Genomic DNA, 22,256 nt, shown 5'->3' on the forward strand with positions numbered 1-22,256 from the left:
TCTCAATTAACACACCCATACAGGTATGTTTCCGGTATTACCCGGTATAAAACCCCGACAGGAACGGCAGCGACCGAAGCCTGACGGATTTAACTACAATTTCCGCCTAGGCGGCGCCGCCTTCGGCTTTCTTGTCCCCAACCGCTTTGATGGTCCGCACCAGTCTGGCGTTGACGTCGTTCAGGGCGGCGGCAAGGTTCCGGGCCGGACCGTTCATCACCGACATGAGCATGGAGATAAGTTCCAGCCGTCCGGGCAGTTTGGAGAAGGCCTCCACCTGCTTGGCGTCGTATACACTGGCGCCTACCAAGCCGCCCTTTACATTCAGCGCCGGGGTATCCTTGGCAAAATCCAGAAGGATCTTGGCGACCTCGTTGGCATCCTTAGGGGCAATAGCCACCGCCGTCGGGCCGCTTAGGTACGACGCTACTTCACCGGGGGCGGAAAGCTGCTCAAAGGCGATCCGGGCATAGTTGTTTTTCACAACCTTGAACTTGGCTTCCTTGGCCCGGAGATTCTTCCGCAGATTGGTGATCTGCGCCACCGTAAGCCCGCGATAATCGGTAAAGATAAAATCCGGGGCTGCGGTAAAATCTTCTTTTAACTCAGCTATGGCCTTAGTCTTAATATCCTGTATTTTTTTTGCAACAATCGCCATATTTTACTCCTCATCCTTGATAGCGACCCATACACCGGGACCCATGGTGGAAGATACCGATACGGTTTCCAAAAATTCGCCCTTGGCATCCGCGGGACGCTTCCGTTTAATTTCCGTAACCACCGCATTGACATTTTCAGCAAGCTTTTCGGCATCCATGGAAACCTTGCCCACCGCCAGGTGTACAACGCCGGTCTTATCGGCCCGGAATTCAACCCGGCCTTTTTTAAGCTCCGACAGGGCGCTCTTGAGGTCGAAGGTTACGGTTCCGGTCTTGGGGTTAGGCATAAGGCCGCGGCGGCCCAGGACCATACCAAGCTTACCAACGTCCTTCATCATATCCGGAGTGGCCACCGCAACATCAAAGTCCAGCCAGCCCCCCTTAATTTTCTCGATCAGGTCCTCGGCGCCCACATAGGTTGCCCCCGCTTCCTGGGCTTCCTTTTCCTTTTCCGCCTTACAGAACACCAATACCCGTTTTTCCGCATGGAACTGATGGGGAAGTACCACCGTATCCCGGACAGATTGGCTCTTTTTCAGGCTTACCTTGACCGAAAGGTCTACGGTCTCGTCAAATTTGGCAAATGCCAGGGTCTTTACCTTGTCTACCGCCTCTTTTAAGGGGTAGGAGACCGTGGCATCGTACTTTTTAAGGCTTTCGATGTATTTTTTCCCGTGGCTCATTTTTCCACCTCGACACCCATGGACCGGGCAGTTCCGGCGATAATCCGCATGGCGGCGTCAACATCATTGGCGGACAGATCCGCCATCTTCAGTTTGGCGATTTCTTCGCACTTAGCCTTAGGCAGCTTCCCGACCTTGACCTTGTGGGATTCCGCGGAACCCTTTTCCAGGCCGATAGCCTTTTTAATCAAAACCGCCGCAGGGGGGGTCTTGAGAATAAAGGTGAAGGTCTTATCCGTATACACGGTAATGACCACCGGAATGATAAGCCCAGCCTCCATAGTTTTCGTCCGGTCGTTAAACTGGGTGACAAACTGGGGAGCGCTGACCCCGTGGGGTCCCAAGGCAGGGCCAACGGGCGGGGCCGGTGTGGCCTTTCCCGCCGGGCACTGGAGCTTGATGTAGGTGGCAACCTTTTTCTTTGCCATATGATACTCCTTTGTGGTAATAACGTTTCCCTTAGAAAACTTCCACGGTATAGCGAAAAACGGAAATCTCCGTTCTACATTTTCTCTACCTGCAAAAGGTCTACCTCTACCGGGGTATTACGGCCGAAAATCCCGACCATAACCTTAAGCTTGTTCTTTTCCTGGTTGACCTCTTCGATAGTCCCCGTAAAGGACTCAAAGGGTCCGTCGATAATCTTAACCTGTTCGCCTGCGGCGAAGGTCTGCCGGGCGCGGACGGGCCGTTCACCCTTGATCTCCCCGGATTTCTGCAAAATCCCCCGGGCTTCATCCCCGGTCAGGGGCTGGGGTTTCTTATCCGCCGGGGTTCCCACAAAGCCGGTAACCCCCTGGATCTTCTTAATTTTCGAACAGGGCGCCTTCCATTCCAGGTCCGGAAGGTCCATTTCTACCAGGATATACCCGGGCAGAAACTTCCGGGTCATGGTCCGCTTCTTCCCATCCTTGACTTCCACCACCTCTTCGGAAGGCACCTTTACATCACGGACGACCTCTTTATCGAGATCTCCCGCGGCGGTCATCATGCGGATGGTTTTTTCTATTTTGTTTTCATATCCGGAATAGGTATGAAGCACGTACCAACCCGTAGCCATATTGTACCTTTTTTGCCCTCTTTGTTAAAATATTGCCTGTACACCCAGAAGCAGAAGCACATCCACCAGCCCAAGGACCGCGGCGAATATAACGGTAGAAATAAGTACCACCTTCACGGAGCTGACAACATCCTCCTTGCTCGGCCATACGACCTTGCGGAGTTCTGCGTAGGATTCTTTGATAAACTGAACTATCTTGCGCATGTCACCTTCTCCTATGTCTCAAATCAACTCGGGCCAAACAGGGCCCTTCGAAGCCTACTGCGCCTTCCATATTCATTCCAGGCGCAGTAGGCTTCGAACCCACGACCTGCGGTTTTGGAGACCGCCGCTCTACCAACTGAGCTATACGCCTCTGAACTGCAACTACTTAACCTTTGTTTCCTTGTGCAGGGTATGCTTCCGGTCAAAGGGGCAATATTTACTGAATTCCAGCTTTTCCTGGGTATTCCGACGGTTTTTTGAGGTCGTATAATTTTTCCGCTTGCATTCAGTACACTGCAGGGCGACAAGCTCCACCGCTGTCTTTTTACTCGCCATGTCTCTTCCTCCTACCTACCAGCCCTCGAACAGAATCGAACTGTTGACCTTATCCTTACCATGGATATGCTCTGCCAACTGAGCTACAAGGGCATTACCCGCGCATTTTACAAGGTCCTAGCAGGTTATCAAAAACCTCAATCTGTGTCAATAGATTGGCAGCCAAAAATTCAAACTATTATCCCTATGCCTAAAAACCATAGGAAAAGGGGGAAATCTAGGATTATTGTTAAGCATAGCGAAAACAAGGGGATTTAGCAATGGGGGGCGGAACCGCCATGGGTTAAGCCTCCTGAAGATATCAAGCGACTATAATTGCTCAACTTCTTCTAGGGTGAGGCCGGTATCTTCGGCAATCTGGTTTACCGGTATACCTCGGATTTTCATTTTGCGGGCAGTATTCCGCAGCCGCTCCAAGCCCTTCGCCTCGCCTATTGCGATGCCCTTAACTTCACCCAATGCGATGCCTTCATCCCGGCCTTCGTCTTTGGCGAATTCCATCATGGCGTACTTATCCCGGCGCGCTTTCTCCTTGTAGTCCGCTATCATCCGGCGCCGGTCGCTCCAACTGAGCTTTGCATACTCGTTTATTGCGGGTTTTACTTCGGGATGGGTTTTTGCCAGCATGGTGAAATCCTCCTTGGTTTTACACTTGAAGAATTGTAACCACGGCCAGATGGCCCGGTTATCGTCGGTTTCAGGAACCTTCGGTAATTCAAGTATAACCACCTTGAGTAAATCTGTAAATAAGCGCCCGGTTATGGGGTTCCGCAGGTCATAACTGTTCAAGTAATGCTCCTCTTCCGGGCAAAGGATATGGTTAGCGATAACTACGCAGATAGTCTGGTTGATCCTGCCGTAGTTAAAGCCGGCTTTCATCTGTTCAACCAGCATTTTAGCCAGGTAGTAGATGATGCGCTGGATGAAGAATTTGTACCGCTCTACCTGTACCTCTATATTCACGATCCTGCCTGAGGCGGTGGTGAGCCGGGGGCGGAGGTGGGTTTTGCTTGAGTCTTGGTGAAAAAAAAGAACGATTCAGGAGCTGCCGAGGAATTTTTTGATAGCCCCCAGGGGAACGGCGTACAGCTTAGAATCTATCTCGACTGTAAAGGGTTCATTTTTCTTCCGGTTCGAAAAGTCTATGATTTTTCCGCGCTTCCCGCTGTCTAATTCAATGGTGGATCCAATTATATCCCCGTGTTACTCCCGGTCAGATTCTTCCATAACTGACAAGAAACGGTTGACCAGCGTTATGAGGCTGTGGGTTTCGTCTACGCCAAAGCGCCCGATAATTTCCGTAAGCCGTTTTTCGGTTTTTCGCTGGGTCTTTTCAATAAACTGGGTTCCCTTTTCGGTGAGAGAAAGTACAATGCATCTCCGGTTTTCTTTGTTCGTTTCCCGGGTTAAAAAACCTTTTTTTTCGAGGGAAGCAAGCATTTGTGAGACCGCGGGTTTTGTAACCGATAATTCGTTTCTGATTTTTTCGCAGCTCAAATCTCCGTTGTGTTCCTTAATATAGTAGAGCAACGTAAATGACGCGAGATTCATCTCGTCTTCCTTAGGAAGAACAGCGGGGCGGAACGTACTGGTGAATTTTTTTAACATAAAAAGAGAACGGAGTAATTCATTGTGCAGTTCATTTTTCATGATGCTTTAATTCCTTTAACAGGCCGCGCACCAAAAAGAGCGCAATCGTGGTGGTAGCTATATCCGCAACGGGTTGTGAATATACAAAACCCTCGAATCCCCAAAAATGATTAAACACATAAACAAGGGGGATATAAAACAAACACTGTCTTCCCAGGGATACTATCGTCCCCAGTACCGGTTTTCCAAGGGCTTGGAATGTAACCATAATGGTCATCTGAATGCCCATAACAGGAAGCCCAAATAAAAAAGCGTGGAGAAAGCTTGCTCCCGCGGTAATCGTTGGGGCGTCATTGATAAAAAGCGCAATGATACTGCGCCCCGCCAGGGCAAAGGCGCCGACAAAAAATAACGCCAGAGCGGTGGTATACATAAAGGTTATCTTCATGCCCTTTTTGAGACGCCCATAGTTTTTAGCCCCGTAGTTAAACCCGGCAAAGGGCTGGTAACCCATGGCCAGGGCCATTATCAGCATAAAACTTAAACTTTCAACCCGTATGGTAACTCCCATACCGGCAATTACCAGGTCGCCGTAACTTGCGGCCATAAGATTCCGTACCGCCATCGCAAGGCTCATCACAATATTTGAAAGCGCCGCGGGCAGTCCGATTTTGAGAATCTCTCCGTATATCTTCCCGGAAGGCTTAAAATCCCGGGGGTGTATGGAAAGCATGGTATGGGGGGACATAAAACACCAAAGGAGATACACCAGTGAAGCGGCCTGTCCTATCACGGTGGCCCATGCCGCGCCTGCGGTTCCCATGTGAAAAACCAAAATAAACACCGGGTCAAGAATGATGTTAAGGATTATGCCGATAAGCGTACCAATCATTGCCTTATCGGTGGCGCCTTCACTCCTGATTTGTCCCGATAAGGAAATATTGAGCAGCGCAATGACGATAAATCCGGAAATTATCGTAAAATAACTATCGGCGTAAGGAAACGTTACGTCACTCGTTCCGATGACGTGTAAAATCGGCTTACGGAACAGAAGCATGGCAATCGTAATAACCACCCCGGCGAGGATGGTTGTATAAAAAGACACCGCGTTGGTACGTCTTGCGGTTTCTATTTCCCGCGCCCCGAGCATACGGGAGATATAACTTGACGCCCCTACGCCGAATATGTTCCCTATACCCTGGGACACCATAAAAAGCGGCATTGCCAGCGAAATACCCGCCACCATGTTCGGGTCCCCGGTCTGCCCGATAAAAAACGTATCGGTCATATTGTAGACCAACTGGGCGATCATGCTGAACATCATCGGAAGCGCAAGCCGTATAATGCTGACCCAAACCGGTGTTGTTTCCATTAAATGTAAGTTCCTGTTGCCCATTTGAGCCATTGTTTACCCCGCAATTGTTAAAGTCTTAAAGATTAAGCTATTAACTTTACGGTACAATAAATTGTTCACCAAAACAAGGGGGCAAGAATTCCAAATTAGGAATAACTGACAAGGGGTAGATCCTCCCCGCCGTTGGTCTTAGTATTTAATAGAAGGAGTTACCATGTCCACTCATATTGCGGCAAAACCTGGGGATATCGCCGAGACGATTCTGCTGCCCGGAGACCCCCTGCGGGCCAAGTTTATCGCGGAAAATTTCCTGGAGAAGCCGGTTCAGTACACCGGGGTGCGGAATATGTTTGGGTATACCGGAATCTACAAGGGGAAACGGGTATCCGTACAGGGGACAGGGATGGGGATTCCTTCAATTTCTATCTACGTTAATGAGCTGTTTCGGGATTACAATGTCCGCCGGGCCATACGCATCGGGACGGCGGGGGCCATAGTACCGGAACTTAAGCTCCGGGATCTGGTTATAGCCATGTCGGCGTCCACCGATTCGGGGGCCAACAGCATCCGCTTTGGGGGGAGAAACTTCGCCCCCACCGCAGCCTTCAGTCTCCTTAAGACCGCCTACGACACGGCAGTTGCCAAGGGTTGGCAGCCTAAGGTGGGACCCATTGTTTCATCGGATATGTTTTATACCGAGGACCCGGAAGAATGGAAGCTCTGGGCAAAATTCGGCGTTATGGCGGTGGAAATGGAGACGGCGGAACTCTACACCCTGGCGGCCAAATACGGCCGGGAAGCCCTGGCATTGCTAACCATCTCGGACAGCCTGGTCTCAGGTGAGACGACCAGCGCCGAGGAACGGCAAACCGCCTTTACCAGGATGATGGAGGTAGCCTTGGAAACGGCTATCTCCTGAGGCAGATATGGCTATCAACAAGGCCATGCGGGCGGCGCTCAAAACTATTGCTTACCTGAACCTGAATGTGGATATCAAAAAAAGCTATAAGGTTGAACGGCATTTTGAAAACCTGGGCGCCCGGTTACGCCCCATACCGGCGGAATACTCCGTCTGGGACCACGTTGTCAGCTCCGGGGATTACGAGATACCGGTACGGGTTTTCCTGCCAAAAAAAGGGAAGCCCCGGCGGCTCCTGCTGTTTTTCCACGGCGGCGGCTGGGTTCTGGGGAGCATTGAAAGCTATACCGAGATGTGTACCCGTTTGGCAGGGGCCACTTCCAGTATCGTGGTTTCCGTAGATTACCGGCTTGCCCCGGAATACAAGTTCCCCACCGCTCCGGAGGATTGCTACGCCGTGGCCCGGGAACTGTTTATGGGAAATAGTCTTTTGAACGTGAACCCTGCCAATATAACTATCATCGGTGACAGCGCCGGGGGAAATCTTGCAGCGGCGGTTTCCCTCATGGCCCGGGACCGGGGGGAGTTTCTGCCGCCCCGCCAAATACTGATCTACCCCGCCACCGCCGCGGACCACAGCGAAAATTCACCCTTTGAGTCCATACGGACCAACGGATACGATTATCTTTTAACTTCAAAAAGAGTTGAGGATATGCTAGAATTGTATAAGGGCTCCGGGGCGGATTCGGTGAACCCCTACTTTGCCCCCCTGGAAGCGTCGGATTTGAGCCGTCAGCCCAGGACCTTGATTATCACCGCCGAGTATTGCCCCCTCCGGGATGAGGGGGAATTTTATGGAAAGAGGCTGGAAACAGCGGGGAATCAGGTGGAAGTTTACCGGATGAAGGATGCCTTCCACGCATATATGATGCTGCCCCCCCGTTTTGTCCATGTAAAAAAGACCTACGAATTGATCAACAACTTTTTGGATAATTAGGGGGCCCCGTGTATTCCGCCAAATGGCACCGGCTTGATAATGCTGCAAAGATCTTTCCCCCCAGCACCACCAAGGATGATACCAAGGTTTTTCGTTTCTGCTGCGAACTCCATGAGGATGTGGACGCAGAAACTCTGCAGCGTGCCCTCAATACCAGCCTTGAACAATTCCCCTTTTACCGCTTCATCATACGCAGGGGCTTCTTTTGGTACTACTTTGAAAAAAGCGATATACAACCCCAGGTACGGGAGGAATATAAGCCCCCCTGCGCCCCCCTGTACGATGTAAACCGGGCAAATCTGCTTTTTGAGCTGAACTTTTACAGAAAACGTATTAACCTTGAACTCTACCATGCCCTGTCCGATGGGATGGGAGCCTTACAGTTTCTCAAAACCATTGTCTATTACTATCTTCTTGAAAAGTACCGGGGAATTATTGATAACAATATCCGCCTGGAAGATAATAACGCTTCGAATGAACAAAGAAGCGGGGATGCCTTTGATAAATACTATTCAAAGGAGAAATCCGTTAAAATACCCAAACTGCCCCATGCCTACCGTATCAAGGGCGAACGGCTTCCCGAATCCCGGCTTGGCATTATTGAGGGGCATATTTCTGCCGCAGCGTTACTGCAAAAAACCCATGAATACCATGCCACCATGGGAGAATTTCTTTCCGCCCTGCTTATTTGTTCCATCCACGACGGTATGAAAGTTCGGGATGAAAACCGGCCGGTCTCCCTCACTATTCCTGTGGATCTGCGGCGCTATTTTGCCACCCCCACGGCGCGGAATTTTTTCAGCGTCATCAATGTGTCCCATAATTTTGCCGTCCAGGGAAAAAATTTCGAGGATGTCCTGGCCCAGGTACGGCTTTCCTTTAAGGCCCAGTTAGGGCCGGAAAAAATCTATGAACGGCTGAACCAGCTAAGCTCTTTGGAACATGCCCTGCCTATCAAGGTGGTTCCCCTGGCGGTAAAGGTTCCGGTTCTCAAGAATGCTGCATGGAAGGCGGAGAAGGAGGACAGCGCAGCCTTTTCCAATATCGGAAAAATCACCATGCCCGCGGAAATGACCCCCCATATACGCTCATTCTGCATGACCACCTGCACGAAACGTCATCAGGTGTGTATAACATCCTTTGAGGATAACCTGGTTATCAGTTTTTCATCCCCCTTTATAAGCAGTGATGTTCAGAGGGCCTTTTTTCGTACCCTCAGCAGCTTCGGTTTGGATATTGAAATTGTGTCCAACACGGAAGAACTTGGAGCGCCCCATGTTGTTTTGTCATAAATGCAGGGTTAGGGTTGGGGGAAGTCCCCGCCGCTGCCCCCTCTGTCAGGGGGAACTGTCCGGGGAAGCCGAACCTGGTCTGGACGTGTTCCCGGAAATCCCCATCCTGCCGGTTCCCAACAAGCGGCTCATCAGCTTTATTGCCTTTGGTACCATCGCTGTGGCGGTTATAACCGTGGCGATCAATATTGCTATCCCCTCGGGGGGTGTATGGTGGTCCCTCTTTGTCATTGCGGGACTGGGCAGCCTCTGGCTTTCCTTTCTGGTCATCAATAACCAATGGTGGAATATTCCAAAAATAATTTTTCTGCAGCTCCTGGTTATTTCGGTTATGGTTCTCCTCTGGGATTTTTTTACGGGTTTTTATAAATGGTCATTGAACTTTGTTATCCCCACCCTCTTTAGCTGTTCCATGATAGCCCTGGCGGTATTTGCCAAGGTCCGCAGACTAAAGGTAGAGGATTATATCATATTTTTAGGCATCATCAGCGTGATCAGTATTTTTTCTTTGCTGCTCATCATTTTTCATGTGGTTACCATTGTTTATCCCGCAGTAATCTGCTTTGCCCTTTCCCTTATTTCCCTGGCCTTCCTGCTGGTCTTTGAGGGCAGAGCCCTCTGGGAAGAATTACAGCGGCGGATGCACCTGTAGAAAGCATAATGTAAACGATTACATTTTTCTCTTGACAAATTGCTCTTTCGGCTTGATTATAATAGTACAATATGGGAGGTTACTATGCTTATTGGTATTGATCCGGTTATCAGCCCCGAACTTTTGGATGCCCTGTTCCGTATGGGTCACGGGGATGAGCTTATCCTGGCGGACGCTTTTTTCCCCGGAGATTCCTGTAATTCCCGGGTGATCCGGGCGGATGGTATCAGAATTCCCGCTTTGCTGGACGGGATCCTGGCCCTGATGAATCTGGACTACGCAGTACCCCATCCGGTGATGATGATGCAGGTCATGCCTGGGGATACCCTGGATCTTGGGGTGGAAAAATCATATCAGGCGGTAATTGACCGGCATTGGCCCGGAACTCCCCCGGTTGAGCGGATTGAACGGTTTGCCTTCTATGAGCGGACCAAAAAAGCCTTTGCAGTGGTCATGACCGGCGAAACCGTAAAATATGGGAATATAATTCTAAAGAAAGGGGTTATCCCCCTGGATAAGAAGCTGTAAAAGGGTGTATTGGACCTTCAAATGAAAGGGCAGACCATACGGGATGTTGCCGCAGCCGCTGGGGTCTCCACTGCCACGGTATCCCGGGCTCTTGCCCCGGACAGTACCGGCCAAGTGTCCGAAAAAACCCGGTTACGGGTCTCTTTGGCGGTGAAAAAACTAGGATACCGGCCTAACCATACAGCCCGGAGCCTTAAAACCCGGTCTACCAGGACGGTAGCGATCATTGCCCCGGAACTGGCCAACGATTTTTTCATGGATCTGGCGGAAGGGATTGAACGGGTACTGGATGCCCAGGGCTATACCATGCTTATCGCCTCTTCGGCAAATTCCGTGGAGGAAGAGCAGAAGCGGACCTCCCTACTGGCGGATCGTATGGTGGATGGTATGGTGGTTATCCCCGCGGGCGCCCAGGGGAAACACCTAAAGGTGATCGCCCGGCGGGGATTCCCCTTGGTACTGGTGGATAGGCTGGTGGAAGGGATCGATCTGGATGCGGTGCTTTCGGATAACGACGGAGGCGCATTTGACCTTACCCAGCGTCTCCTTTCCGATGGGTTTAAACGTATCGTTTTTGTCGGGGGGAATAGCGTCATTTCCACCGCCCGGGAGCGCTTTTCCGGTTTTTCCCGGGCGCTGGGGGAGGCGGGAATCCGGTCTGAACCGGAGTGGATACGTCTGACCGGCATGGGGGTAGAGGATGGGTACCAGGGTATGGATACCATTCTCAAGTCCCCGCAAACCTTGGAAGCCCTGGTGGCAGTGAACAGTTTGGTTCACCTGGGGATGGAGCGGAGGCTTCTGGAATGGGTCCGTGAAGGGCGGAAGCTTCCACCGGTGGTTATAGCCGCTTTTGATGAGACGCGGTATACCCCATTTTTACCGGCCTGCCGGTATACGGCGGCCCAGGATGCGGTAAGCATTGGAGAAAAGGCGGGACAGCGTATCCTTGAACGGATTAGTCTGAAAAAACAAAACCGGAAAACCGGGAGCCGGATCATCCGAATCCCGGTAACTATTATTCGTCATTAAGGGGCGGATTTTTCCACCCCATAAGTTTACAGGAGGCAAAGAATGGCTGATATATCCAGTCTCAAGTTGAATCCCCCGGAGAACCGTTACCGGGGAGCGCTGCCGAAAATCGGCATACGGCCGACCATCGATGGCCGGCGCCGAGGGGTGCGGGAATCCCTCGAGGTGGTAACCATGGACTTAGCTAAAGCGGCGGCTAAACTCATCACCGAAAACCTTAGGCACCCCAACGGGCAGCCCATCCAGTGTGTAATCGCCGATTCCACCATCGGTGGCGTGGCCGAAGCTGCTGCCTGCCAGGATAAGTTTTCCCGGGAAAACGTCCAGGTCACCCTGACCGTATCCCCCTGTTGGTGCTACGGCTCGGAAACCATGGACATGGATCCCACCACCATTAAGGCAGTATGGGGCTTCAACGGTACCGACCGGCCCGGCGCGGTATACCTGGCGGCGGTTCTGGCCGCCCACAACCAGAAGGGACTCCCCGCCTTTGGTATCTACGGCAGGGATGTGATGGACTTTGCGGACGCCGCCAAGATCCCCAATGATGTGAAGGACAAGATCCTCAGCTTTATAAAATCCGGCCTGGCCGCCGCCTGGATGCGTGGCAAGAGCTATCTATCCATCGGCTCGGTAGCCATGGGTATCGCCGGTTCCATCAGCAACGCCGATTTCTTCCAGGAATACCTGGGGATGCGAAATGAATACGTGGATATGTCCGAACTGGTACGGCGTTTTGAAGAGAAGATCTACTCCGAAGTTGAGTACAAACGGGCCTTGGCCTGGACTCTGGAAAACTGTAAGGTAGGGCCGGACAATAATCCTGCCGAAGAACAGCATAGCCAAAAACAAAAGGACGAAACCTGGAAGACCTGCGTAAAAATGGCCCTTATCGTTCGGGACCTCATGGTTGGAAACCCGGACCTGCGCCGGAAGAAGCTGGACGAGGAAGCCCTGGGGCATAACGCCATCCTGGCGGGTTTCCAGGGTCAGCGCCAGTGGACCGACCATTTCCCCAACGGAGACTTCATGGAAGTTATCCTCAACTCATCCTTTGACTGGAACGGCATCCGCTCCCCCTATGTGGTGGCCACAGAGAATGACGGCCTCAACGGGGTGTCCATGCTCTTCGGCTACCTCCTTACAGGCCAGGCTCAGGTCTTCTCGGATGTGCGGACCTACTGGAGCCCTGCGGCTATAGAGCGGGTCACCGGCTGGAAACCCGAAGGCGGGGCGGCCAATGGCCTTATCCACCTGATCAACTCCGGTTCCGCCGCCATCGACGGTACGGGCAAGCAGCGGAAGGACGGGAAAGCCGCCTGGAAGCCCTTCTGGGAGATAAGCCCCGAAGAAGCCGGCGCCTGTCTGGATGCGGTAAGCTGGCGCTACGGCAGCCTGGGCTATTTCCGGGGCGGCGGCTATTCCTCGGACTTCATCAGCGAAGGGGGCATGCCCGTAACCATGACCCGGCTTAACCTGGTCAAGGGCCTGGGTCCGGTACTGCAGATTGCCGAAGGCTTTACGGTAACCATTCCGGATCATGTCCACGACAAGCTGGACCTCCGCACCGATCCCACCTGGCCAACCACCTGGTTTGCCCCGAGGGTCACCGGGGAAGAAGGCCCCTTCAAGGACGTCTATTCGGTAATGAACAACTGGGGCGCCAACCACGGGGCGGTTTCTTACGGCCACAACGGTGCGGACCTTATCACCCTGGCGAGCATACTCCGGATCCCCGTGTGTATGCACAATGTGACCGAGGACCGGATCTACCGGCCCAGTTACTGGAATGCCTTTGGTATGGATAAGGAAGGGTCCGACTACCGGGCTTGTACGGCGCTGGGGCCTCTTTATAAGTAAAGTAATGTACTAATCGCATATACGGGCAGGGGGAGGAGAGTGCCTGTCCTCACACGCATGTAGAACCCACCTCCGGAGCCCCGCAAGCGGGTCTCCTCCGGCGGTGAATTCCATATGTGTTCGGGCAGTCACTCCCCTCCCCCTGCCCGCCGGTGTTTAGTATATGTTTTCCATAGCAACTCACATCGCTAAACGGACCACCCTGTTCCCCATCCAGCACAACTTGGTAAACGGAGTGGGCAGCATCAATCCCCTATCATTTCGTAAAGCGTTATTTGGTGAACGAAGTGAAATCCCTTACGAACCGGCGTTTTTTCGATCAAGTTGGTTTCTCTTCGTTCCCGGCCGCCTTGCTTTTTTTATAATTGAGCTGGTTTCAAAAAAATACTTTTTCGTGAATTTTCCGTAAAAAACACTATTTTCTCTTGCGTTTTTTGTCGATAACAAGTATAATTACGGAGAGTACAATATGATTGTTGAATTCAGTATAGAAAACTTCAAGTCTTTCAAAGATAAACAAACATTTTCGCTCGTGTCAACAAAAAACAAAGAATTGATAGCTGAAAACACCTTTGAAGTCACTAAAGATGTGCGCCTCTTACGGAGCGCGGTGATTTATGGGGCAAATGCCAGCGGCAAATCCAACTTCTTCGAGGCATTGACCTTTTTTTTGGATTTTGCGGTTAATTCAGGCCCGTCTCAGCAAGCGGGTAATGCCATAGAAGATGTCCATCCATTCTTATTCTCAAAACAAACGATGAAAAAACCATCCGCATTTGAATTGCTGTTTTTCCTAAAAAACCGAGAGGGCAAACCAATACGATACCGATATGGATTTACGGTTAATCAGGATAAAGTGTACATGGAATATCTTTTTGCCATTCTTAATGTACAGGAAGTTGAACTTTTTACCCGGGAAGGCCAGGAGATTAAATGCAGCTCTCAACATTTTGCCGAAGGTGAAGCAGCAGTAAAGATAACCAGAGAGAACGCCTCGTTTCTCTCTGTTTGCGCTCAAATTAACGGAGCATTGGCAAAGGAACTTGTGCTGTTTTTTCAGTTTTTTTCTATAGGGCTAAACAACAAAAGAGCACAAACACTCTCTAAGCTTGATGATCCAAAATACCGGGCGCGTGTCGTCGATTTTCTTCGATGCGCAGATATTCAAATTATCGATATAAATAGTAAAGATGTTTCTTCCTTGTATCGAGTTCGTACTTCAAGCGGTGCCATTGAAACAAGGCAGCGTATGCAAAAAAAGGCTTCCTATAGCCACACATTCTATGATAATGAAGAGGCTACATCAACAGTTGACTTTGATGAGGAGAACGAGTCGCTGGGGACAAGAAAACTTTTTCAATTTGCCGCTTTGCTCCTTGAATCGTTGGATAATGGATTTCCTGTGTTCATTGATGAGTTTGATTCTTCCCTGCATCCGCTTATCCTGGAATCAATTTTAAAACTATTCCATTCACCAAAAACCAATCCCGGCAATGGGCAGCTTGTTATTTCCTGCCATGCAGTACATATTATGAAGAAGGACCTTTTTCGCCGTGACCAGATTTGGTTTTGTGAAAAAAATCCCTACGGTGCAACCGAAATCTATTCACTGGTTGAGTATAAAGAGCCGGGAACCCATGAGTCAGTCAGAAATGACGCCGCTTTTGATAAAAACTACTTAAAAGGAAAATACGGCGGCATACCCTATATTAACGAAATCAATATGCAGCTGGCGGATAACAGCCATGGGACATGATAAACTATTTCAAAAAAGGGCAGCCGAGCTGCGCCGTGCAGAAAGCACCCGGCAACCCCGTATAATACTTATTGTCTGCGAGGGGGAAAAGACCGAACCAAACTATTTTAAGGCATTTCCTGAAAACCCCCGCGTTTATGATGAAATTGACATACAAGGGACAGGATATAATACAATATCTTTGGTAAAAAAAGCGACAGAGTTAAAAAGTGAGGCGCAGAAAAAGCATCAGCCCTATCAGGAAGTGTGGTGTGTATTTGACCGCGACTCCTTTCCATTGGAGTCTTTTAATGAAGCTCTTGCATTGGCAAGACGCGAAAACATACGCTGCGCATATTCAAATGAAGCCTTTGAAATATGGTATTTGCTTCATTTTAATTACTGTGACACTGCATTTTCCCGTACTCAATACAAAGAAAAATTAACAGACGCATTAGGTACGAAATATTTGAAAAACGACTTAAAAATGTACGAACGGCTGCAAGATAAACAGGAAACAGCGATTCGAAATGCAAATAAACTTTATACTATTCAATGTACAAAAGCAACCAAGGATCAAAATCCGGTAACAACGGTTTTTGAACTGGTTGAAAAGTTACGTTACTAATCGCAAAATCGGGCAGGGGGAGGAGAGTGCCTGTCCTCACACGCATGTAGAACCCACCTCCGGAGCCCCGCAAGCGGGTCTCCTCCGGCGGTGAATTCCATATGTGTTCGGGCAGTCACTCCCCTCCCCCTGCCCGCCGGTGTTTAGTATATGTTTTCCATAGCAACTCACATCGCTAAATGGAGTGGGTGGTGTTAATTGCATATCATTGCTCATAAAAAAACCCGGGCTATTACTAAACCGGGCTAAATAACATTATTTTTTTAATGCTTCATTTTTTGAAAATACAAGTATATTCAATTTTCCAATGTTTCGTTAATAAGATTGGTTAAAGAAATAGTTGCATTTCCATATCATTTCGTAAAGCACATTTGGTGAACGAAGTGAAACCCCCTACGTTTCGTATAGCGCAATTTGGTAAACAGAGTGGGCAACATAATCTCCTATCATTTCGTAAAGCGCAATTCGGTGGGCGGAGTGAAACCCCTGCGAACCGGCGCCGGTGGGGCGGGGGAGCCACAGCGCGGGATATTCTGGAATTCTCCGCCAGAGGAGACCCGCTTGCGGGGCTCCGGAGGTGGGTTCAACAGGCATCCCGCGATGGGGCTTCCCCGCCCCACCGGCGTTTTTTCGATCAAGTTGGTTTCTCTTCGGCCCCCCAATACCGATAAAGGCCGCAGAACCGTCCATAAGCCTCTTCCCAAACCTCCTTGTCCTGTGGCATGAAAACTTCGCTTTCAAAAGAATTTTTAATAATTTCACTGCGTTGATCCGCGCCCTTTACCTCCCCCAGAGCTTCCAACTGGATAAGGATATTCCCAACCGCCGTTGCCTCCGCAGGACCGGTAATGACCGGTAAATTCAGCGCATTGGCGGCGAACTGGTTGAGCAAACGGTTCCTGACACCACCGCCTACCACGTACATCGCTTCCTGACGATTCATGTAGGGTTTGAACATATCGAAGGCCTGCCGGTATTTTAACGCCAGGCTTTCCAGAATACACCGGACAACTTGCCCTGGTTTTTCCGGGACCGGCTGGGCGGTCCGTTGACAATATTCGCGGATAAGCCGCGGATAGTCGCCTGTTTTCTCAAAATCATCGGGCCGGATCAGACTCTGAAGCGGCTTTTCCACAAGCGCCATAGCATCAAGATCATCGTAGGAATACTGTTCACCCGTGTTACCCCACTGTCTATGACATTCCTGCAATATCCAAAGCCCGGAAATATTCACCGTGGGACGATAGGTTCCATCCCAACTGCCTTCATTGGATATTCTGCAGGATAGGATCTTTTCATCCTCCAATAATTTAGATGAACAGAAGCCCATCAAAGACCATGTCCCGCTGGAGATGAAAATAAACTCCTTGCTCCGGGCAGGTGCGGCTAAGGCGGCGCTGGCGGTATCATGACCCGCCACAGAAATAACCTTCAGATCCCGGCGGCCCGTCTCCCGGATCACATCGGCGCTGAGTGGACCAAGAATCTCTCCGGCATAACCAACCGGAGTAAACCATGTTTTAGGGATATCCAGTTTATCCAACAGCGATTCTGCCCAGCATTTCTTTTTCAAATTAAAAAGTTGTGAGGTTGCGGATGTGGTATATTCACTGTGCTTAATACCGGTAAGAAAATATTCTATCAGATTCGGCATCATCAGCAAAGTGTCCACCGATTCCAAAGATTCTTGTCCGTATTTCTTCATGTAATAGAGTTTAAATGGAGGATTGATTTCCCAGTTTAATAGATAGGTTTGATAAAAAAGCCAGCTTTCACTGCCAATACGGGTCATCGCTTCCGCCATGTTTTCTATGCTGAACGCATCATCACGGTAGCTCCTTGGATTAGAAATCAGGCCACCGGTCTTGTCCAGGAGCCCAAAGTCCACGCCCCAAGTATCGATCCCGATACTCTCCGGAACGGGATCACAGACACAAATCCCCTGTTTGACATTGTCGATTAAACGCAGCACATCCCAATAGGCGCGTCCGCCCATCAGGTTAAATGAATTGGAAAATCGATTAATTTCCCGCAGATGAATCCTGCTGCCATCATAGTCAGCAAGAATTCCCCGGCCATTGCTTGCCCCTAAATCAAAAGCTAAAACTTCGCGCTTTTTCATTTTGAAGTCCCCTCATATAACAAAGTATCAGGTAAAACGCGCCACGAGTTCATCAAGACATATGCCATCCTCGGGAATCCATTGCCGCCAATAGGAAACGGATTCCCGTGCATCCGCCATAAAATCCCGCATAATTGCTGCGGTATCTACAAACAATTCCAAGGTCATATAAATTTTTTCACACCCTCCGGATACTGATGAGGTGAATACATCTGTTTTATGCTGATGTTTTCGCAGCCGATGGCGACTGCATATTGGTTCACCTCAATAAGACCCTGTTCCAAAACGTCAATCGCTTCCCGGTATAAAACAGCATTCTGCAGCGCAGTGTGGACAAAGGCATGGGCAAAAAATATCAGACCAGCGCCTAACTGCGCCGCCGCAGCAACCATGGGTTTAAACCAATGGTCAAGCATGCGCCTGCGAACCCGGGGATCCGTATGGGTAAGCCCCAAGGTAGTGTAGGTACCATGGCCGGAATACAGATTTGCCACCCGAACGCCCGTGGCAGCCTGGGCTCTCTGAACTTCCTCCACCCAACTCACAAGGTATTCCGGTCCCATAAACAAGGGATCCAGTTCGGTATCGGCGCTGGCTTCCACATACCCTATCCCCAATTGAGCGATAAGCTCACACCATTCTTTTGGCCGGGTCCACCGCTTACACGCAAAACAGTTGTCAATCGCCAGATAAATTCTGGGATAAGCCATGTTGTTTTTTCAACTCCCCATCACATCTATTCATTCTTGACATTACCCCCGGTTGAGCATAGGGTTGCTGAGTTTATTCCACAGAACCCCCAGGATGTGCTATCTTCAACAATCATTGAACTTGCCGATAAAACAAAATCAAGCTATGCAACTATTAACCGGTTAATAAATCATATCGGGTTTTCCGGATTTAGGGAACTAAAAAAATACCTCTATCAGGATATTATCACCCAAAATATGGTCGATTTTAGTCAAAATTCCCTTGATTTCCTCGACGTGATAAGCCTATCTCAAGGGTCAACCACGGAAGAAATCTGTTAAAATATTTTCAATTTATCTTCAAAGGTGCTTGATGAAAGCTACAATATTGTTTCAATAGACGCTATTGAATGCGGATAGGAATATACCCTATGAAAAAATTAGTTACGCAATTGGCAATATGATTGTTTAGGATATCGTTACTTTGACTTTTCGGAATCGGCGGATTGTTTTGTTTTGACAAAAATTTCTGAAGAATGTTTGCCCATTTTTACACAGCAAACCATGTACAGGGCATCGATGATGAATATTTGTCCGATGACCAGGGGCATATCAATATTCATGAATTGGCTTAAATTCCGGGGAGTGGTAAAGAGATTGTCCGTTGAAATTTGGGACAGAGGTTTTCAGGAGAGTATTATTATAGAAGATACTATTAAAACCTATGAGGACCCAGCCCCCCCCATTCCACCTAGCGCAACTTACAACGAAGTTCCCCGCGCAATTGGGTACGGAGTTAATCCCATATCATTTCGTAAAGCGCAATCCGGTGAACGAAGTGAAACCCTTGCGAACCGGCGTTTTTTCGATCAGGTTGGTTTCTCTTCGTTCCCTAATCCCAGAGATCCTCCCAGCCCTTAGCCCCCTCCCAGAGAAACACCTGCCCCTTTATGAGGCGGCATTTTTTATCCGCCCGGGCAATGGCGGCCATCTCGGCATCCGTCAGGGGATCCTCGGTGACACAGCGCAGGTTGGCAAGGTAGTTCTTTTCATGGACCGATAGGGGTATGGGGACCTGACCACGCTGGGCAGCCCACTTCAGGCAGACCAGCGCGGGGTGTATCCCGTGGGCTTTGGCGGCAGCGGCTACTTCGGGGATTTCCGTGTCCACCACATCCCCGGGGGCCTTGTCTCGATCCGGCCGGTTTGGGGAACCCAGGGGGCAGAAACCGATTACCAGAATATTTCGGTCTACACAGTATTGGTACAACTCAGGCTGCTGAAAAGCCGGGTGCATCTCCATCTCGATCATCGCCGGCTGTATCCGGCAGAGTGGAAGTACCGCTTCAAGCTTCGGGATGGTCATGTTGGACATGCCGATATGCCGGGCAAGTCCCAGGTCAACAATTTTTTCCATCTGCCGCCAGGCGCCCATGAAACGCTCCGCCGAGAAGGGGACCGAGTCGGGGTTACGGGCGTCGCCGTCGCACCCCGGGGCGTGGTAATTGGGGAAGGGCCAATGCACCATATAAGAATCCAAATAGTCCAGCTTAAGATCCCGCAATGACCTTGCAAGGGAAAGGAGTACATTCCCTTTGCCATGCATATCGTTCCAGACCTTGGAATTGATAAAAAGTTCTTCCCGCTTCACCACACCAGACTTGAAGGCGTCATCAAATACTTCACCGATACGATCCTCGTTGCCGTAGACCGCAGCGCAGTCGAAGAGCCGGTAACCGGCGCGGATAGCCCCATCCACGGCGGCGGCAACTTCCGCAGGGGGATACCGGTCGGAACCAAAGGTTCCAAGACCTATGCAAGGAATCTCCTGTCCGGAAGCCAGGGTCCGTTTGGGGACCAGTTTGGGATCGATAAAACCGGCCATATTATTTCAGCTCCTCATCGGCGCAGATAGCAACCTTGCCGCAGTTTCCATCCGCCATGAGTTTGTAGGCATCCGAAGCTTTGTCCAGGGGGAAACGGTGGGTCACCAGAAGATCCGGGTGCAGGTTCCAGCGAACCAGTTCTTCCACCAGATTTTCCATGAGCCAGATACTAGTTACCCAGCTGCCGTAGATGGTTTTCTGATCATGCAGAATATCCGGGCTGGGGTTAAAGTGCACCGTTCCGCCTTCCCCCACCAGAGCTATCTTCCCCCACTGCCGGGTAGCCCGTATGGCGGTGACCCGTCCGGGATCGCTGGCGGAGGCGTCAAAGGCCCGCTCCACACCCTTGCCATTGGTCAGCGCTTTAATTTCATCAACATTACTATCCGCGGGGGTCAATACCGTATCCGCCAGGCCGAGTTTTTTTGCCAGCTCTATCCGTACCGGGTTTCCCTCAATACCGTAGAGTTTATTGGCCCCCATGGCGCGGCAGAGCATCAGGGCTGCCAGACCCACCGGGCCCAAACCGACCACCAGTACCGCATCGTTGCCGGAAACCCCCACCTTGGTGATGGCCTCGTAGACCGTGCCGAATCCACAGGCCACCTGGGCGCCGTCGGCATAGCTCAGGGAATCCGGGAGTTCCACCAGATCCTTTTCGTCGCAGAGAATGTATTCCGCCATACCGCCGTCCCGCTGCCAGCCATAGGCCGCCCGGAGGGGGGAGGAACAGGAGATCATGTAGCCCATGCGGCAGTCGTGGCAGACCCCGCATCCTGAGATATGGTACACAATGACCCGGGCGCCCTTCTTGAAGCGCCTGATCCCGGGACCCTCTTCCACTACCTGCCCGCAGGGTTCATGCCCGGCGATGACATTTTGGTATCCCTCGGGCCCCTTGCCGACATGTTCGCGGTAAATGGCACGGATATCGCTGCCGCAGATGGTACAGGCCTTCATCTTAACCAGAACCTGCCCGTGTCCGGGCTTGGGAATGGGAACATCCTTCAAAACTACCGTACTGTTTCCAGGGAGATAGGCTCCCTTCATGGTTCCTTCCATAAATAGCCTCCGGTTTATGCAAATTTAAACGCTACGCGCGTTTGGCGTATTTCTTCATATCAAAGAAAACCGCTACAATTATTATAGATCCTTTTACCAATAATTGGTAATAGGAATCGATGGACAGGAAGCTCATTCCGTAGTTGATAAGACCCATGGTGAATACCCCGATGATCATGCCCCCCACGGTACCCACGCCGCCGTTCTGGGACACGCCGCCCACGGTAACCGCAGCAATGGCGTCAAGCTCCATGCCGTTTGCCGTTAGAGCGTTGGCCAATCCAAGCCGTCCCGCCTGAAGCACCCCGGCGCAGCCGTAGAGGAGCCCCGCATAAAGATACACGCAGAGGAGATCCCGCTCCACGTTGATCCCCGAAACACGGGCCGCCTGGGCGTTACCCCCAATGGCGTAGAAGTTCGTCCCCTGCCGGGTATGCTTGAGCAGCACCCACACAATAACGGTGATAATCACCACATAGATGCCGAGGTAGGGAATCGAAAATGTTACCGGGCCGATAGAAGTCTGGGCCAACGCCTTAAACTGGGGTGTCAGGGAACCTACAATGGCAGCTCTTGTGTAGATAAGCTGAATACCCCGGGCAATGGACATGGTTCCCAGGGTGGCGATGAAGGGGGGCAGTTTCCCGTAGGCCACCAGCACCCCGTTAAAAGCGCCGAATAAGCCGCCCGCCAAAATGCCCGCCAAAATGGGGACCAGCAGCGGAAAACTATGGCCGAAGTACAGCGCCGATTCATAGGTGGGAATCTGGGCAAAGGAGGCCGCCACCGAAGCGGTAAGGCAAACCACATAGCCGATGGAAAGATCGATCCCCTTGGTGATGATGATCATCCCAACCCCCAGGGACGCAAAGGCCCTGACCGATTCGGCGATGATAAGGGTCTTAATTGAAGGCCAGGTCAAAGCCTGGCCCCGGGTAAGAATTGCCAGAATAAAAACCAGCGCCACAAAGGTAACAAAGGTTGTATACTTACTGACAATCTGCTTTATTTTAATTTCCTTCATATTT

The 22,256-nt window shown here is 50.7% G+C and carries 26 protein-coding genes and 2 tRNA genes; 10 read left to right on the plus strand and 18 right to left on the minus strand.

Going from position 1 to position 22,256, the window contains the following annotated elements:
• Window positions 1-106 precede the first annotated feature (106 nt).
• The 11 genes from rplJ to TPRIMZ1_RS0106195 form a co-directional block, all read right to left on the minus strand.
• Entirely contained in the window at window positions 107-658 is a 552-nt protein-coding gene (gene rplJ / locus TPRIMZ1_RS0106140) for a 50S ribosomal protein L10 (protein WP_010256358.1), read from the minus strand.
• A 3-nt stretch (window positions 659-661) separates the two neighbouring features.
• A complete protein-coding gene (gene rplA / locus TPRIMZ1_RS0106145; RefSeq protein WP_010256359.1) occupies window positions 662-1,342 on the minus strand; it encodes a 50S ribosomal protein L1 in 681 nt (226 codons plus the stop codon).
• On the minus strand, window positions 1,339-1,770 hold the full coding sequence (gene rplK, locus TPRIMZ1_RS0106150; protein ID WP_010256361.1) for a 50S ribosomal protein L11: 432 nt from the start codon (window positions 1,768-1,770) through the stop codon (window positions 1,339-1,341). Before rplK ends, rplA begins: the two co-directional genes overlap by 4 nt.
• Window positions 1,771-1,844: 74 nt before the next feature.
• Window positions 1,845-2,402 carry a transcription termination/antitermination protein NusG gene (gene nusG, locus TPRIMZ1_RS0106155; protein WP_010256362.1) on the minus strand — a complete coding sequence of 186 codons (558 nt, stop codon included), beginning with the start codon at window positions 2,400-2,402 and terminating at the stop codon, window positions 1,845-1,847.
• A 24-nt stretch (window positions 2,403-2,426) separates the two neighbouring features.
• Window positions 2,427-2,606: a preprotein translocase subunit SecE gene (secE, locus tag TPRIMZ1_RS0106160; RefSeq protein WP_010256363.1), complete on the minus strand. Its 180-nt coding sequence runs from the start codon at window positions 2,604-2,606 to the stop codon at window positions 2,427-2,429.
• Window positions 2,607-2,684: 78 nt separating this feature from the next.
• Window positions 2,685-2,757: transfer RNA gene (locus tag TPRIMZ1_RS0106165), tRNA-Trp, on the minus strand.
• An 11-nt stretch (window positions 2,758-2,768) separates the two neighbouring features.
• Window positions 2,769-2,942: a 50S ribosomal protein L33 gene (rpmG, locus tag TPRIMZ1_RS0106170; RefSeq protein ID WP_010256364.1), complete on the minus strand. Its 174-nt coding sequence runs from the start codon at window positions 2,940-2,942 to the stop codon at window positions 2,769-2,771.
• A 20-nt stretch (window positions 2,943-2,962) separates the two neighbouring features.
• Window positions 2,963-3,035, minus strand: a tRNA-Thr gene (locus TPRIMZ1_RS0106175).
• 216 nt (window positions 3,036-3,251) lie between these two features.
• Window positions 3,252-3,980, minus strand: coding sequence for an Rpn family recombination-promoting nuclease/putative transposase (locus TPRIMZ1_RS0106180; protein WP_081503627.1), 729 nt, complete (start codon window positions 3,978-3,980; stop codon window positions 3,252-3,254).
• 165 nt (window positions 3,981-4,145) lie between these two features.
• A complete protein-coding gene (locus tag TPRIMZ1_RS0106190) occupies window positions 4,146-4,592 on the minus strand; it encodes a MarR family winged helix-turn-helix transcriptional regulator (protein ID WP_010256369.1) in 447 nt (148 codons plus the stop codon).
• Entirely contained in the window at window positions 4,582-5,904 is a 1,323-nt protein-coding gene (locus tag TPRIMZ1_RS0106195; protein WP_010256372.1) for an MATE family efflux transporter, read from the minus strand. The genes TPRIMZ1_RS0106190 and TPRIMZ1_RS0106195 overlap by 11 nt, the downstream gene beginning before the upstream one ends.
• A gap of 196 nt (window positions 5,905-6,100) precedes the next feature.
• Here TPRIMZ1_RS0106195 and deoD point away from each other — a divergent pair, with 196 nt between their 5' ends.
• From deoD to TPRIMZ1_RS0106245, 9 genes are all read left to right on the plus strand, one after another.
• Entirely contained in the window at window positions 6,101-6,805 is a 705-nt protein-coding gene (gene deoD / locus TPRIMZ1_RS0106200; RefSeq protein ID WP_010256375.1) for a purine-nucleoside phosphorylase, read from the plus strand.
• Between the two features lie 7 nt (window positions 6,806-6,812).
• Window positions 6,813-7,742 (plus strand): alpha/beta hydrolase, encoded by a 930-nt coding sequence (locus TPRIMZ1_RS0106205; protein WP_010256378.1) that lies wholly within the window; start codon window positions 6,813-6,815, stop codon window positions 7,740-7,742.
• An 8-nt stretch (window positions 7,743-7,750) separates the two neighbouring features.
• A complete protein-coding gene (locus tag TPRIMZ1_RS0106210) occupies window positions 7,751-9,034 on the plus strand; it encodes a hypothetical protein (RefSeq protein ID WP_010256380.1) in 1,284 nt (427 codons plus the stop codon).
• Window positions 9,018-9,686 (plus strand): DUF6320 domain-containing protein, encoded by a 669-nt coding sequence (locus TPRIMZ1_RS0106215; protein ID WP_010256383.1) that lies wholly within the window; start codon window positions 9,018-9,020, stop codon window positions 9,684-9,686. The genes TPRIMZ1_RS0106210 and TPRIMZ1_RS0106215 overlap by 17 nt, the downstream gene beginning before the upstream one ends.
• A gap of 84 nt (window positions 9,687-9,770) precedes the next feature.
• The gene (fucU, locus tag TPRIMZ1_RS0106220) at window positions 9,771-10,214 is read left to right on the plus strand and encodes an L-fucose mutarotase (protein WP_010256386.1); all 444 of its coding nucleotides are present in this window, start codon (window positions 9,771-9,773) and stop codon (window positions 10,212-10,214) included.
• A 21-nt stretch (window positions 10,215-10,235) separates the two neighbouring features.
• On the plus strand, window positions 10,236-11,246 hold the full coding sequence (locus TPRIMZ1_RS18540; protein ID WP_010256389.1) for a LacI family DNA-binding transcriptional regulator: 1,011 nt from the start codon (window positions 10,236-10,238) through the stop codon (window positions 11,244-11,246).
• A 42-nt stretch (window positions 11,247-11,288) separates the two neighbouring features.
• Entirely contained in the window at window positions 11,289-13,106 is a 1,818-nt protein-coding gene (locus tag TPRIMZ1_RS0106230; protein ID WP_010256391.1) for an L-fucose isomerase, read from the plus strand.
• Between the two features lie 469 nt (window positions 13,107-13,575).
• Window positions 13,576-14,862: an AAA family ATPase gene (locus TPRIMZ1_RS18545; protein ID WP_010256395.1), complete on the plus strand. Its 1,287-nt coding sequence runs from the start codon at window positions 13,576-13,578 to the stop codon at window positions 14,860-14,862.
• Window positions 14,852-15,469, plus strand: coding sequence for an RloB family protein (locus TPRIMZ1_RS0106245; RefSeq protein ID WP_010256397.1), 618 nt, complete (start codon window positions 14,852-14,854; stop codon window positions 15,467-15,469). Before TPRIMZ1_RS18545 ends, TPRIMZ1_RS0106245 begins: the two co-directional genes overlap by 11 nt.
• Before the next feature lie 634 nt (window positions 15,470-16,103).
• Here the strand turns inward: TPRIMZ1_RS0106245 and TPRIMZ1_RS0106250 are convergent.
• From TPRIMZ1_RS0106250 to TPRIMZ1_RS20440, 3 genes are read right to left on the minus strand one after another with little or no spacing between them, the layout of a single operon-like run.
• Complete coding sequence (locus TPRIMZ1_RS0106250) at window positions 16,104-17,591, minus strand: rhamnulokinase (protein ID WP_010256400.1); 1,488 nt, start codon at window positions 17,589-17,591, stop codon at window positions 16,104-16,106.
• 27 nt (window positions 17,592-17,618) lie between these two features.
• The gene (locus TPRIMZ1_RS20435; protein WP_010256403.1) at window positions 17,619-17,759 is read right to left on the minus strand and encodes a hypothetical protein; all 141 of its coding nucleotides are present in this window, start codon (window positions 17,757-17,759) and stop codon (window positions 17,619-17,621) included.
• Window positions 17,756-18,301: a TIM barrel protein gene (locus TPRIMZ1_RS20440; RefSeq protein WP_010256406.1), complete on the minus strand. Its 546-nt coding sequence runs from the start codon at window positions 18,299-18,301 to the stop codon at window positions 17,756-17,758. Before TPRIMZ1_RS20440 ends, TPRIMZ1_RS20435 begins: the two co-directional genes overlap by 4 nt.
• Window positions 18,302-18,337: 36 nt before the next feature.
• Between TPRIMZ1_RS20440 and TPRIMZ1_RS21120 the strand changes: the two genes are divergently transcribed.
• Window positions 18,338-18,622 carry a hypothetical protein gene (locus TPRIMZ1_RS21120; RefSeq protein WP_157784185.1) on the plus strand — a complete coding sequence of 95 codons (285 nt, stop codon included), beginning with the start codon at window positions 18,338-18,340 and terminating at the stop codon, window positions 18,620-18,622.
• A 137-nt stretch (window positions 18,623-18,759) separates the two neighbouring features.
• On the opposite strand, the gene TPRIMZ1_RS20450 is transcribed toward TPRIMZ1_RS21120, so the two are convergent.
• The 4 genes from TPRIMZ1_RS20450 to TPRIMZ1_RS0106285 form a co-directional block, all read right to left on the minus strand.
• Window positions 18,760-18,903: a hypothetical protein gene (locus TPRIMZ1_RS20450; RefSeq protein WP_157784186.1), complete on the minus strand. Its 144-nt coding sequence runs from the start codon at window positions 18,901-18,903 to the stop codon at window positions 18,760-18,762.
• A 269-nt stretch (window positions 18,904-19,172) separates the two neighbouring features.
• Window positions 19,173-20,165 carry an aldo/keto reductase gene (locus tag TPRIMZ1_RS0106275; protein WP_010256410.1) on the minus strand — a complete coding sequence of 331 codons (993 nt, stop codon included), beginning with the start codon at window positions 20,163-20,165 and terminating at the stop codon, window positions 19,173-19,175.
• A gap of 1 nt (window position 20,166) precedes the next feature.
• Window positions 20,167-21,228 (minus strand): zinc-dependent alcohol dehydrogenase family protein, encoded by a 1,062-nt coding sequence (locus TPRIMZ1_RS0106280; protein WP_010256412.1) that lies wholly within the window; start codon window positions 21,226-21,228, stop codon window positions 20,167-20,169.
• Window positions 21,229-21,259: 31 nt separating this feature from the next.
• Window positions 21,260-22,252, minus strand: a complete 993-nt coding sequence (locus TPRIMZ1_RS0106285) for an ABC transporter permease (protein WP_010256416.1) — start codon at window positions 22,250-22,252, stop codon at window positions 21,260-21,262.
• Between the last annotated feature and the right edge of the window lie 4 nt (window positions 22,253-22,256).

The sequence above is a fragment of the Treponema primitia ZAS-1 genome (assembly GCF_000297095.1).
GTDB classification, from domain to species: Bacteria; Spirochaetota; Spirochaetia; order Treponematales; family Breznakiellaceae; genus Termitinema; species Termitinema primitia_A.